12 protein-coding genes are annotated in these 12710 nt (G+C 59.4%); 9 read left to right on the top strand and 3 right to left on the bottom strand.

Translation table 11 applies throughout. The annotated features are described in order from the left end of the window. Positions 1–211 precede the first annotated feature (211 nt). From dps to ybiO, 6 genes are all read left to right on the top strand, one after another. The gene (gene dps / locus SSARUM2_RS07290) at positions 212–715 is read left to right on the top strand and encodes a DNA starvation/stationary phase protection protein Dps (RefSeq protein ID WP_004939215.1); all 504 of its coding nucleotides are present in this window, start codon (positions 212–214) and stop codon (positions 713–715) included. A gap of 140 nt (positions 716–855) precedes the next feature. Further along, positions 856–1122 (top strand): DksA/TraR family C4-type zinc finger protein, encoded by a 267-nt coding sequence (locus SSARUM2_RS07285; RefSeq protein ID WP_049196278.1) that lies wholly within the window; start codon positions 856–858, stop codon positions 1120–1122. A gap of 338 nt (positions 1123–1460) precedes the next feature. Then, complete coding sequence (glnH, locus tag SSARUM2_RS07280; RefSeq protein WP_004939223.1) at positions 1461–2204, top strand: glutamine ABC transporter substrate-binding protein GlnH; 744 nt, start codon at positions 1461–1463, stop codon at positions 2202–2204. A gap of 102 nt (positions 2205–2306) precedes the next feature. Next, positions 2307–2966, top strand: coding sequence for a glutamine ABC transporter permease GlnP (gene glnP / locus SSARUM2_RS07275; protein ID WP_004939229.1), 660 nt, complete (start codon positions 2307–2309; stop codon positions 2964–2966). Beyond that, positions 2963–3685, top strand: a complete 723-nt coding sequence (glnQ, locus tag SSARUM2_RS07270) for a glutamine ABC transporter ATP-binding protein GlnQ (RefSeq protein WP_004939230.1) — start codon at positions 2963–2965, stop codon at positions 3683–3685. Before glnP ends, glnQ begins: the two co-directional genes overlap by 4 nt. A 154-nt stretch (positions 3686–3839) precedes the next feature. After that, entirely contained in the window at positions 3840–6050 is a 2211-nt protein-coding gene (gene ybiO, locus SSARUM2_RS07265; RefSeq protein ID WP_060452749.1) for a mechanosensitive channel protein, read from the top strand. Between the two features lie 34 nt (positions 6051–6084). On the opposite strand, the gene SSARUM2_RS07260 is transcribed toward ybiO, so the two are convergent. Together SSARUM2_RS07260 and rlmF are read right to left on the bottom strand one after the other, a co-directional pair. Continuing rightward, positions 6085–7389, bottom strand: a complete 1305-nt coding sequence (locus SSARUM2_RS07260; protein ID WP_033653405.1) for a PAS domain-containing methyl-accepting chemotaxis protein — start codon at positions 7387–7389, stop codon at positions 6085–6087. 294 nt (positions 7390–7683) lie between these two features. Further along, positions 7684–8649 (bottom strand): 23S rRNA (adenine(1618)-N(6))-methyltransferase RlmF, encoded by a 966-nt coding sequence (rlmF, locus tag SSARUM2_RS07255; protein ID WP_165790341.1) that lies wholly within the window; start codon positions 8647–8649, stop codon positions 7684–7686. A 118-nt stretch (positions 8650–8767) separates the two neighbouring features. Between rlmF and SSARUM2_RS07250 the strand changes: the two genes are divergently transcribed. The 3 genes from SSARUM2_RS07250 (at position 8768) to SSARUM2_RS07240 (ending at position 10748) form a co-directional block, all read left to right on the top strand. Continuing rightward, complete coding sequence (locus SSARUM2_RS07250; RefSeq protein ID WP_033646882.1) at positions 8768–9397, top strand: flavin reductase family protein; 630 nt, start codon at positions 8768–8770, stop codon at positions 9395–9397. Positions 9398–9564: 167 nt separating this feature from the next. Beyond that, positions 9565–9825: a YdgH/BhsA/McbA-like domain containing protein gene (locus tag SSARUM2_RS07245; protein ID WP_015377148.1), complete on the top strand. Its 261-nt coding sequence runs from the start codon at positions 9565–9567 to the stop codon at positions 9823–9825. A 287-nt stretch (positions 9826–10112) separates the two neighbouring features. Beyond that, positions 10113–10748 carry a carbonic anhydrase gene (locus tag SSARUM2_RS07240; RefSeq protein WP_004939270.1) on the top strand — a complete coding sequence of 212 codons (636 nt, stop codon included), beginning with the start codon at positions 10113–10115 and terminating at the stop codon, positions 10746–10748. A gap of 66 nt (positions 10749–10814) precedes the next feature. On the opposite strand, the gene SSARUM2_RS07235 is transcribed toward SSARUM2_RS07240, so the two are convergent. Further along, positions 10815–12671, bottom strand: a complete 1857-nt coding sequence (locus SSARUM2_RS07235; RefSeq protein ID WP_041034103.1) for a M3 family metallopeptidase — start codon at positions 12669–12671, stop codon at positions 10815–10817. Positions 12672–12710 lie beyond the last annotated feature (39 nt).

Genomic DNA, 12710 nt, shown 5'->3' with positions numbered 1-12710 from the left:
GGGGTAAATCTTCACTGACATAAATAACACCTTAAATTGAAATAACAATAACTTTCATAAAGTTACACAAAAACAAAAAACAAATAAAAATAGTGCCATTCGGCCATTCCTATTTGTGCAATAGCCATTTTCGTGCGGCAAAAATAAATACCCCTGCTATAATTGATCCCGTAACGAAATAGGACAACGACTAATCAAGAGGATATCTGATATGAGTACCGCTAAACTGGTGAAAACGAAATCTTCTGATCTGCTGTACACCCGTAACGATCTGGACGAAAAAGTCAAACTGGCCGCCATCAAGGCGCTGAACCATCAGGTCGTGCAATTCATCGATCTTTCGTTGATCACCAAGCAGGCGCACTGGAACATGCGCGGCGCAAACTTCATCGCGGTCCATGAAATGCTGGACGGCTTCCGCACCGCCATCATCGAGCATCAGGACACCTTCGCCGAACGCGTGGTGCAACTGGGCGGCGTGGCGCTGGGCACCGTACAGGTGGTTAACGATCGCACGCCGCTGAAAAGCTATCCGACCAATATCCACAGCGTGCAAGAGCACCTGAAAGCGCTGGCCGATCGCTACGGCGCGGTCGCGAATGACATCCGTAAAGCCATTACCGAAGTGGAAGACGAAGATACCGCCGACATGTTCACCGCCGCCTCGCGCGATCTGGACAAGTTCCTGTGGTTCATCGAATCCAACATCGAATAACGCTAAAAAGTTGCAGAGCGCCCGTCGTTCCGGGCAGAACAGGCTGGGCTTCGCCCGGCCTGTTTTCTTTTGCGCGGCCGTTGCATTGTACAAAAAACGGCCCATATTAAACGGTAAGGTTCCTTTGTCAGGAGGTAACGATGGCCAGCGGCTGGGCGGCGGACGGCGCCGTACAAGATCAGATTGATTCCACCGTCGACGATGCGGTGCAGCGCGCGCGTGAAGCGCTCGGGCACGGCGAGAGCGAGCGCTATTGCCAGGAATGTGGAGAGCCGATCCCCGAGGCGCGCCGCAAGGCGTTAACCGGCGTGCGTTTTTGCCTCACCTGCCAGACCGAACAAGACAAAAAACACGCGGCCGCCAGCCTGTATAACCGGCGCGGCAGCAAAGACAGCCAGTTGCGCTAGCATTATCTGCCCCCCCTTTTCGCCGCACGCGGCTCCGCTTGCACCGTCAGTGCATCATGAAAGTTAGAGTTAGTTATCAATATTGAAGCAAAAACGTTAAAGAACGGTTGTTTCACAGCCAAAGTTTGGTTAATGATAGCCCCATGCACCAAGATAATTCTTACGCACCATTTTGGTGCCTCACCTTGGTGCATAACCATAACAATTCGCCTTTACGGCACAACATCACGCAATAACTCTTTGTTTTTATAGTAGTTGAAAACATGGCACGATTTTTTCATGGCACCAACTGCAATATAAAAAATGGGTAATCCGCAACCTGTACAGGAATTCCTCTCATGAAGTCGATTTTTAAAGTCTCCCTGGCCGCACTCTCTCTGGCCTTTGCCGTAAGTTCCCACGCAGCAGACAAACTGGTGGTCGCCACCGACACCGCTTTCGTTCCTTTTGAGTTCAAACAAGGCGACAAATACGTCGGCTTCGACATCGACCTGTGGGCCGCCGTCGCCAAAGAGCTGAAGCTGGACTACACCCTGAAGCCAATGGACTTCGGCGGCATCATTCCGGCGCTGCAGACCAAAAACGTCGATCTGGCGCTGGCCGGCATCACCATCACCGATGAGCGCAAGAAAGCCATCGACTTCTCCGACGGCTACTATAAGAGCGGCCTGCTGGTGATGGTCAACGCCGACAACAACAGCGTGAAAAGCATCGACGATCTGAACGGCAAAGTGGTGGCGGTGAAGAGCGGCACCGGCTCGGTGGATTACGCCAAGCAGCACATCAAAACCAAGGATCTGCGTCAGTTCCCTAACATCGACAACGCCTACATGGAGCTGGGCACCAAGCGCGCCGATGCGGTGCTGCACGACACGCCAAACATCCTGTACTTCATCAAGACGGCCGGCGCCGGCAAGTTCAAAACCGTAGGCGATTCGCTGGAAGCACAGCAGTATGGCATCGCCTTCCCTAAAGGCAGCGACGAGCTGCGCGAGAAGGTGAACGGCGCGCTGAAAACCCTGCGTGAGAACGGCACCTATAACGAGATCTACAAGAAGTGGTTCGGCACCGAACCTAAGTAAGCTGTGAATTTGGCAAGCTATTAACTTAAGCACAGGGGGCGCTTACCCCCCTGCGCTTCGTTGTATCTGATACCCACGTTCGGGATCACCGGGAGAAATATCATGCAGTTCGACTGGAGCGCCATCTGGCCCGCCATTCCTATCTTGTTAGAGGGCGCCAAAATGACCCTGTGGATTTCGGTCCTCGGTCTGATTGGCGGCCTGATCATCGGCCTCGTCGCCGGCTTTGCCCGTACCTACGGCGGTTGGATCGCCAACCACATCGCGTTGGTGTTTATCGAAGTGATCCGCGGCACGCCGATCGTGGTGCAGGTGATGTTCATCTACTTCGCCCTGCCGATGGCGTTCACCGATTTGCGCATCGATCCGTTCACCGCGGCGGTGGTGACCATCATGATCAACTCCGGCGCCTACATTGCGGAAATCACCCGCGGCGCGGTGCTGTCGATTCATAACGGTTTCCGCGAGGCCGGCCTGGCGCTCGGCCTGTCGCGCCGCGAAACCATCCGCTACGTCATTATGCCGCTGGCGCTGCGCCGCATGCTGCCGCCGCTGGGCAACCAGTGGATCATCAGCATCAAAGACACCTCGCTGTTCATCGTGATCGGCGTGGCGGAGCTGACCCGTCAGGGTCAGGAAATTATTGCCGGTAACTTCCGCGCGCTGGAAATCTGGAGCGCCGTGGCGGTTATCTATCTGATTATTACCCTGGTGCTGAGCTTCGTGCTGCGTCGTCTGGAAAGAAGGATGAAAATCCTGTGATTGAATTTAAAAACGTCTCCAAGCATTTTGGCCAAACCCAGGTGCTGCATAACATCGATTTGAAGATCGACAAAGGCGAAGTGGTGGTGATCATCGGGCCGTCCGGCTCCGGCAAATCCACCCTGCTGCGCTGCATCAACAAGCTGGAAGAGGTCACCAGCGGCGATCTGATCGTCGACGGCCTGAAAGCCAACGATCCGAAAGTGGACGATCGGTTGATCCGCCAGGAAGCCGGCATGGTGTTCCAACAGTTCTACCTGTTCCCGCACCTGACGGCGCTGGAAAACGTCGCCTTCGGCCCGATCCGCGTGCGCGGCGCGAAGAAGTCCGATGCGGAAAAGCTGGCGCGCGAGCTGCTGGCCAAGGTCGGTCTGGCGGAGCGTGCCCACCACTATCCGTCCGAACTGTCGGGCGGGCAGCAGCAGCGCGTGGCGATTGCGCGCGCGCTGGCGGTGAAGCCGAAAATGATGCTGTTCGATGAGCCGACCTCCGCGCTCGATCCGGAATTGCGCCACGAAGTGCTGAAGGTGATGCAGGATCTGGCCGAGGAAGGCATGACGATGGTCATCGTCACCCACGAAGTCGGCTTTGCCGAAAAAGTGGCGTCGCGCCTGATCTTTATCGATAAGGGCCGGATTGCCGAAGACGGCAACCCGCACGACCTGATCAACCATCCGCCCAGCCCGCGTCTGCAGGAGTTCCTGCAGCACGTATCCTGATCCTGGCGGTTTCACGGCGGGCGCGCCACGCGCCCGCCGCTTTCATTCCGCACGCGTTCCCACGCCACATCGCGCCACCTTTCCTACTATATTCATTGTTTTTCATCGTATTGCTCTGACATCCGCCGATCACAGAACGCCAAAGAGAGGAACAATGCCGCCAAACGCAGACTCCCGACGAGGTTCTCATCTGCGAGAACACCTGCTTTTCCTGCTGCTGTTGCTGACCCTGAACGTCTTCGCGCCACCGGCGCTGGCGCAAAACGCGCCGCCCGCGCCCGCCGACAAAAGCGAGCAGCAGAAGGCCGCCTACGCCGCGCTGGCCGATCTGCTGCAAGACGACAAAGCGCGCGCGGCACTCATCAATCACCTGAAACAGGCCGCCGGCGACGCCCCCGCCGCCGCCCCAACAACGCCGGAGGAATCAACGCCGGCCACGCTGAGCGACAGCCTGAACTCGCTGGCGCAGGAAGGCATCGGCACCTTTAACCAGAAGCTCGGCGCGCTGCAAAAGCTGATCGACTCCGGCCCGAAGCGCGTTTTCAATCCCGCCGGCTTTTTCCGCGCGCTGGGTTACTTTCTGCTGACGGTGGCGGTCACCTTTGCGCTGTTCCACCTGATCCGGCGGCTGATCGCGCCGCTGTACAAACGCATGGGCAGCTGGGGGCACAACGCGCGGCTACAGCGCGGCCCGTGGTATAAGCGCCCCGCCGCCATTCTCGGCGCTTTCGCCGTCGATCTGCTGGTGCTGCTGCTGGCGCTGGCGGCGGGCAACCTGTTCGCCCGCCACGTCCACGCCGACAGCGCCACCATTCTGCGGCTGCAGACCCTGTTTCTCAGCGCCTTCGCGGTGATTGAGTTTTTCAAAGCGGTGCTGCGGCTGATTTTCGCTCCCAACTTCGACTACCTGCGCCCCTTCCCCTTCAGCGACCAGAGCGCGCGCTACTGGAACACGCGCCTCGCCTGGCTCAGCGGCCTGATCGGCTACGGCCTGATGGTGGTGGTGCCGGTGGTGGCGGTGCAGATCAGCTACCCGGCCGCCGCCGCCGTCAATCTGGTGGTGATGCTGGCGCTGACGCTGTACGCCATCTGGCTGATCCTGCACAACCGCAAGCCGATACAGCAACAGATCAACCTGCTGGCCGAACGGTCGATGGCGTTTTTCAGCGTGATCCTGCGCGGCCTGGGGCATATCTGGCATCTGCTGGCGATCGCCTATTTTCTGGTGTTGTTCGTGCTGTCCCAGTTCGACATCGGCAACAGCCTGCGCTTTATGATGAGCGCCACGGTGAAAAGCCTGCTGGTGGTCGGCGTCGGCGCTCTGCTGTCCGGCATGCTGACCCGCTGGATTTTCCGCCGCATTTCGCTGCCGACCGACGTTAATCTGCGCTATCCGATGCTCGAGCGGCGCATCAACTCCTACATCCCCAACGGGCTGAAGATACTGCGGGTGATGGTGGTGCTGGCAGTGACGCTGTTCCTGCTCGATGCCTGGCACCTGATCAACCTGTACCAGTGGGCGGGCAGCGAAAATGGCCAGCGAACGCTCGGCGGGCTGGTGCATATCCTGCTGATCCTGCTGATCGCCGTCTTCAGCTGGACGCTGATGGCCAGCATCATCGAGCACCGCCTGGCGCTGGAACTGAGCAACGGCGTGCGGCCGAGCGCACGCGAACGCACGCTGCTGACGCTGTTTCGCAACGTGCTGGCCATCGTTATCAGCACCATTACCGTGATGATCGTGCTGTCGCAGGTGGGGCTGAACATCGCGCCGCTGCTGGCGGGCGCCGGCGCGCTGGGGCTGGCCATCAGCTTCGGCGCCCAGACGCTGGTGAAAGACGTGATCACCGGCGTGTTCATCCAGTTCGAAAACGGCATGAACACCGGCGAATATGTCACCGTCAGCGGCATCACCGGCACCGTGGAGCGCATGACCATCCGCTCGATCGGCCTGCGCGACGACTACGGCGTCTACCACATCGTGCCGTACTCCTCGATCACCACGCTGGCCAACTATGCGCGCGAATTCGGGGTATACCGCGCCAACTACACCGTCAGCCGCGACGAGGACATCGATCGGGTCAATGAGGTGCTGCATCAGGCCATCGCGGCGCTGAAGCAGGATGAACAGGTGAAGCATTTCCTGATTGGCGAGCCGGTCTTCAACGGCGTGGTGGCGTTGGGCGACCGCTCGTTCACCACCCGCGTAACGGTGCGCACGCAGGCGCTGAAACAGTGGGTGGTGCAATACGCCCTCGATCGGCTGGTGAAAATCCATTTCGATCGGGCCGGCATCGGCATGCCGCAGCAGGCGATGCAGATCTCCCGCGCGCCGCAGCCGCAGGAACCGCCCGCCGAACGCTAGCTTTCAGGCCCCGTCCGGTACGGGGCCGGACCATTCAGTGCAGCGCGTCGCCCTGCTTCACCGACGTGAACGCCTGCATCAGCTTCACGACGTCGTGCATGCCGATGTTGACCTGGTTGATCACTTCACCGGCGTCATGGGTCAGCGCCACGCCGCCGCCGGCCTGCTCTACGCAGGTTGCCATGCCGGCAATCGCCGCCGCCACGCCTTGCTGGATGGACTTGGTCATGCGTTCGATCTCGGTCGCCGCCTTGCGCGACTGTTCCGCCAGCGTGCGCACTTCGTTGGCCACCACCGCAAAACCGCGCCCGTGCTCGCCGGCGTGGGCGGCTTCGATCGAGGCGTTAATCGCCAGCAGGTTGGTTTGGGAGGCGATTTTACGAATGGCTTCGACGATGGTGCCGATCTGCTGAGAACACTTGCCCAGCTCGGTGACCACGTCCGAGGTTTCGCGCGCCGCCGCTTCGACCTGCTGCATGCCTTTCACCGCCTGCTGCACGATAATCGCGCCCTGCGCCGCCTGCCGGTCGGTATCGAGCGACAGATGATGCGCGTTGCGCACCATCTCTTCTTCATGCTGCTGCTGTTGCATCAGCCGGGTGATGTCCTGGGCAATCTTCACCACCTTCACCACCTGGCCTTCGTTGTCGAGGATCGGGTTGTAACTGGCCTCCAGCCATACCCGTTCGCCGCGCCGGTTGAGGCGCTCAAAACGCCCGGTGATGAACTCGCCGCGCGCCAGGCGCTGCCAATGCCGCCGATAATCGTCGGAATTGGCGAACTCCGGCGGGCACAGCACCGCATGCGACTGCCCGCACGCCTCTTCCAGCCGATAGCCCATCAGCGCCAGCATATTGTCGTTGGCGCTGACGATGGTGCCCTGCGGCGTGAAAGCGATCATCGCCATCGATCGATTCAGCGCCGCCAGCAGGCTGCGATGCTCCTGCGCCTGGGTCACTCGCTCGGTCACTTCGCTGGCGATCTTGACGATCTCCACCACCTTACCCTGTTTATTCAGCACCGGCGCATAGGTGCCTTGCAGCCACACCGCCTCGCCGTTTTTCGCGATGCGCTTTATGGTGTCCGTAATGGGTTGGCCCTTATTCAGCGTCTCCCAATGTTTGCGGTATAGCGGGCTGGCAACATAGTTCGGATCGCAGAAAATACGGTGATGCCGGCCAATCACGTCATCGCGTTGAAATCCCAGCGTGTTGAGGAAAAGATCGTTGGCGCGCAATACCGTGCCATCGGGCGAGAATACGATCATCGGAACGGCGTGTTCTATCGCGCTCAGTTCGGCGCCTTTGTGGGTAGTTAACTGACTGAATCGTAACAGCATAAGGTGTAGTCCTTGTGGCAGATGATGGCGCTTTTCTTATTTTTGCCTGGCCACGTGCCGCGCCCACACGCAGACGTGCCATCGCGGAAGGAACGGGCAGCGCCGTTCCTTCTGGTTATTGCTATTAACCGGATTGAATTTATTTATTCAGTAAAGTAATTATTCGAATTTAAATAAACCAACAGCCTAAGATTTTTATTATTAATTCCGTATTGAGAATAACGTAAGTGATGAAAATTGAAAGGTAAAATGCGGATTTTTATCGGCGCCGGCAGGTCACCGGCGCCGGAAGGATTAGCGCCAGCGTTCGGCTGCCCAGGCGGCCTGTTGCTCGGCGTCGTGGAATGTCCAGGCGACAAAGCGGCTGATCTTCTGCCCTTGCGCCATCTCGATGGTGCGCACCTCGGCCGCGCCCGCCACCTTCAGCGCATGGTAAATGGCTGGCAGCGTGGTGTTTTTCGAGATGAGCGAAGTGAACCACAGGCAGTTGTTGGCCTTGCCGACGCTCTCTTCCACCATCTTGCTCACGAAGGCTTCTTCGCCACCTTCGCACCACAGTTCGTTGTTCTTGCCGCCGAAGTTTTGCACCGGCTTGTCGGCCACTTCCCCTTTGCCCAATTTATGCAGCTTGCGGCGGGTGCTGGCGCGCGCTTCCTGCTCGGACGCGTGGAACGGCGGGTTGCACAGGGTGGCGTCAAATTTCTCGGCCGCGCCGATGATGCCGCTAAAAATCAGCTCAGGCTGTTTTTGCAACCGCAGACGCACGCTGTTGCGCAGCGTCGGGTTCATCTCGACGATCATTTTGGCCGCGTTGAGCGACACCGAATCGATTTCAGACCCGGTGAAACGCCAGCCGTATTCGCGCAGGCCGACGATCGGGTAAATGCAGTTGGCGCCGACGCCGACGTCGAGGATCGCCACGCCCTTGCCGCGCGGGATCTCGCCGCCGTTGCTGGTCGCCAGCAGATCCGCCAGGTGGTGCAGATAATCGGCGCGGCCGGGGATCGGCGGGCACAGGTAGTCCGCCGGAATATCCCAGTGTTCGATGCCGTAAAAGTGCTGCAGCAACGCACGGTTGAGCATTTTCACCGCCGCCGGATCGGCGAAGTCCACCGACACATCGCCCCAGGCGTTCGGTTTTACGAACGGCGCCAACGCCGGGCAGCTGGCGATCAGCGCCGGGAAGTCATAGCGTGAACGATGACGGTTGCGCGGATGCAGGCCGCTTTTCTGCTGCGGGAAGGTTTTCTTTTTTTCCACCGTGACGGGCTCTCTTGAAGGTATTTCCGGCGCGTAAGATAACACATCCCGCCCGCAATGGCGCAGCGGCGGGAAACCCGGCACAATGAAAACCTCATCGATTGCCACAGGATCCCCCATGAGCCGTGAATCTCGTTATTATTATGAACCCGCCGCTGGCCACGGCCTGCCGCACGATCCGCTGAACGCCATCGTCGGCCCGCGCCCCATCGGCTGGATCTCTTCCCGCAGCGCCGCCGGCTTGCGCAATCTGGCGCCCTACAGCTTTTTCAACTGCTTCAACTACCGCCCGCCGATCGTCGGTTTCGCCAGCACCGGCTGGAAAGACAGCGTGGCGAATATCGTGGAAACCGGCGAATTCGTCTGGAACCTGGCGACACGCCCGCTGGCGGAAGCGATGAACAACAGTTCCATCCCCCTGCCGCGCGGCGAGGATGAATTCGCCTTCGCCGGCGTCACGCCGCTGCCCGGGCGCCGGGTCAAAGCCGAGCGCGTGGCCGAAAGCCCGGTTAACTTCGAATGCCGGCTGACCCAATGCATTCAGCTGCAAACCGCCGCCGGTGAACAGGTGGAAACCTGGCTGGTATTGGGCGAGGTGGTGGCGGTGCACCTCGATCCGGCGCTGCTGGACGAACATGGCGTCTACCAGACCGCCGCCGCCGAACCTATTCTGCGCGCCGGCGGCCCGACCGCCTACTACGGCATTTCCGAACAGCACCGTTTCGATCTGGCGCGCCCGACGCGCTGATCGTCTCCCCCGTTTAGGCAGAAGATGAACGGGGGAATAAATAATCAAAAAATCTGAACAAAACCATCAACACTCTCCGATTTCATCCCGCCTGTCACTGCGCAATAATCTTCCCATCGAAAGGCAAACCCCTTTCTCCCTAATTCACTTTGACAGGAATGACGAACATGAAAACCATCAAAACTTTTGCTGCCGCTATCGCCCTGGCCACCGTTTCTTTCACCACTTTCGCCGCTGAACACGTCAGCGCCCAGGATGCCGCCCAATTCGAAAAAGCCGGCGTGATCGTCGCCAGCGGCGCAACCGACCTGAGCAGCCTGAAGTCTCAACTGGCCGCCAAAGCCGATGCGGCAGGCGCCAAGGCCTTCACCATCACTTCCACCAGCGGTAACAACCTGATGCACGCCACCGCGGTTATCTACAAATAATCACCGCCCCAGACGCCAAAAAGCCCGCCGGCTATCACCCCGGCGGGCTTTTTTTATCTTCGCTTGCGTCAGCGCTGCATGGGCACGACAGCCGGTTTTTTGCCACCCGCTTTATCAGCAACCCACGCGTAAGCGAACCGGACAATGCTGCCGGAAACGGGTTTAAACCTCGTATTTAATGGGGTTTACAGGGGATATGTACACACATTTTTTTACCGTGCCATTGCTGGACTAACGGAAGAGGATGATTATCATATTACGCAGACTACAGATGCAGAGAGCGTTGTATGCAACATATCATTGAAGGTTTCCTCAGTTTCCAGAAAGAGATTTTCCCGCAGCGTAAGGAACTCTTTCGCAGCCTGGCCTCCAGCCAAAATCCCAAAGCGCTGTTTATCTCCTGTTCTGACAGCCGCCTGGTGCCCGAGCTGGTGACGCAGCAAGAGCCTGGGCAACTGTTCGTTATCCGCAACGCCGGTAACATCGTTCCTTCCTTTGGCCCGGAGCCGGGTGGGGTTTCTGCGACTATCGAATACGCGGTAGTGGCGCTGGGCGTCACTGATATCGTGATTTGTGGCCACTCGAACTGTGGCGCCATGAAGGCTATCGCGTCCTGTCAGTGCCTCGATCCCATGCCTGCGGTAGCCCACTGGCTGCACTACGCGGATGCGGCCAAAGCGGTGGTCGAGAAGAAAACCTGGAATAGCGAAACAGACAAAGTTAACGCTATGGTGGAAGAGAACGTTATCGCCCAGCTAAATAATATCAAAACCCACCCTTCTGTGGCGGTGGGTCTGCGCAACAGCGGGCTGCGCCTGCACGGCTGGGTGTACGACATCGAAAGCGGCGAAATTCGTACGCTGGATAGAAACACCAAGAGCTTCGTTTCCCTGGCCGATAATCCCGACGTCTATTTCGAATAAAATAACGCCCAGATTTTATCATTAAATAAAATCCACGCTGCCGCGTGGATTTTTTTATTGTCAGCCTTAAACCAAACGCGCCTCTATCGCTGCGGCGAAATCGCGACACATCCGTTCGTCGCCGTCGGCGTTGTCCGCCAATACCGTCTCGCCGTCCACCACCCGAATATGCGCCTCCAAATCGAAATCCGCCGGCGGCTGCGGGCGCGCGGCGGCGGCGGCCATCGTCTGCTGCGCCTCGCGCCACGCCTGCGCCACCGTCTGGTTACAGGCCTGCGCCAGATAGTCCGGGTTGAACCCTTCGCCGGTCAGGCTGCGCAGCGTGTCATCATGGCTGACGCTGTTGCCCGGCAACCAATAGTGTTGCGCCAGATCCGGGCCGATGGCCGGGTTGTCCGTCAGGTAACCGTCGCGCTGCAGGAAGAACTGGCGGGTTTGTTCCACCGCCATCATCGCCAGCAGATAACCCTGATAAGAGCAGGCGGACTCCAGCGACAGCAGGTGCGGGATCGCCAGCGTCGGGCGCGGGCTGCCGCTGATACCGAGGATCTTCTGCTCGACCTCGCGCGCCAGCGCGGTGATGGCTTCCGGCGTGCGCTGCTCGTCATCCCACTGATACAGCGCCCACTCGAAGTACGGTACCAGCAGGATATGGCGTTCGTTGAACGCGCGCATCGGCTGGCGCGCCGCGATACCGGCTTCGATCAGCGCATCGGGCACCGCTTCGCCGGCGGCGTTTTTCGCATAGCGTTTCAACCAGTCGGCGTCGTCCAGCAGGCTGTCGCAGAACATCGACTGGGTTTCGGCATAGGCCATCGAGGTCGGTGGGAATTCCTGCGAGAAGCACGGCGCATTCTGGCGAATGTTGGCGAAATGCGCCGCGTGGCCGCCCTCGTGGAACAGGGTGTTGAGCCCGTAAGCCCCGCTGCCCACCTGCCCCGGCTGCGCCAGGCTGGTGAAGTTGATGCGCGCCGGCACCCATTCCCCCTGGCGCACAAACGGCGGCACCGGGCCGTGCATAAAGCCGTTCTCATACTTGCCTTTGCGCACCAGCAGATCGAGGTTCATCTCGGCGCCGCCAAAGCCGATGTGCAGGCGTTTGAAGCTGTCGACCCAGCGTTCCAGCGAACGCGAAAACGGGAAGTAAGGATCCAGTTGGCGGGTGACGTCGCCGGCGCTGGCGAAGCGCACGTTCCACGGCTCCAGCGCCTGGCTGCCCTTGTCGGCCGCCAGTTGCTGCAGGCTGCGGGCGTTGGCCTCGCGGGTTTCCCGCTCGAAGCGATCCAGAATGGCGAACAGCTGCTCCGGCGTCATGCGCTCGGTTTTGTTCACCTTGTAGTCGAAATAGTTGCGATAGCCCATCTGGCGCGCAAAGCGGTTGCGCAGGCCAATCAGTTCCGGCAGGCCGTTATGCAGCAGCCATTGCTCCAGATCGCGCAGCGCCTGCTGCGAGCTGCGGCGGTAGTCTTCGTTCGGGTTGGTCGCCTGGTTGGTCAACAGCTCGCCGAGCGAGGCCGCCACCCGCCGGCCTTCGGCGTTCAGATGCGTAACCTGATAGCCCTTGCGGCGCGCGTAGAGATCGGACTCGGCGTGGATGATCCGATCCAACAGCGCCTGCGCCTGCGGATCTTCAATGGCGTTGCAGTCGAAGAAGCGCAGCCAACCTTGCAGGCCGTGGATCAGCGCCTCGCGCTGCGCCGCCTGCGGCAGCGTTTCCAATCCGGCCAGCAGATTGCGGATCTCCGCCAGCCGGCGCGGTTGGGCGATAAAGCGCTTATAAGCGCTTTCCGCGGCGGCAAAGCGCGCCGACACCTCTTCACCGCCAGTGCCCATGTAGTTTTGCCAGAACAGCTCTTCTTTGGCGCGGTGTACGTCGAGGTAATCCTGGTTCAATTGATTGAAGTAATCGAGAGCCTGTTGCATAACCGTCCTTCTCAGCCGATGAGGAAATATCCCAGTATA

The organism is Serratia sp. K-E0102, assembly GCF_029962625.1.
Taxonomy (GTDB): Bacteria; Pseudomonadota; Gammaproteobacteria; order Enterobacterales; family Enterobacteriaceae; genus Serratia; species Serratia sarumanii.
This window is presented reverse-complemented; position numbering and strand designations above follow the sequence as displayed.

Bases quoted from the DNA above. Each gene is read 5' to 3' on its own strand.
- dps (WP_004939215.1), top strand. From the start codon at position 212: ATGAGTACCGCTAAACTGGTGAAAACGAAATCTTCTGATCTGCTGTAC.
- SSARUM2_RS07285 (WP_049196278.1), top strand. From the start codon at position 856: ATGGCCAGCGGCTGGGCGGCGGACGGCGCCGTACAAGATCAGATTGAT.
- glnH (WP_004939223.1), top strand. From the start codon at position 1,461: ATGAAGTCGATTTTTAAAGTCTCCCTGGCCGCACTCTCTCTGGCCTTT.
- glnP (WP_004939229.1), top strand. From the start codon at position 2,307: ATGCAGTTCGACTGGAGCGCCATCTGGCCCGCCATTCCTATCTTGTTA.
- ybiO (WP_060452749.1), top strand. From the start codon at position 3,840: ATGCCGCCAAACGCAGACTCCCGACGAGGTTCTCATCTGCGAGAACAC.
- SSARUM2_RS07260 (WP_033653405.1), bottom strand. From the start codon at position 7,389: ATGCTGTTACGATTCAGTCAGTTAACTACCCACAAAGGCGCCGAACTG.
- SSARUM2_RS07250 (WP_033646882.1), top strand. From the start codon at position 8,768: ATGAGCCGTGAATCTCGTTATTATTATGAACCCGCCGCTGGCCACGGC.
- SSARUM2_RS07245 (WP_015377148.1), top strand. From the start codon at position 9,565: ATGAAAACCATCAAAACTTTTGCTGCCGCTATCGCCCTGGCCACCGTT.
- SSARUM2_RS07240 (WP_004939270.1), top strand. From the start codon at position 10,113: ATGCAACATATCATTGAAGGTTTCCTCAGTTTCCAGAAAGAGATTTTC.
- SSARUM2_RS07235 (WP_041034103.1), bottom strand. From the start codon at position 12,671: ATGCAACAGGCTCTCGATTACTTCAATCAATTGAACCAGGATTACCTC.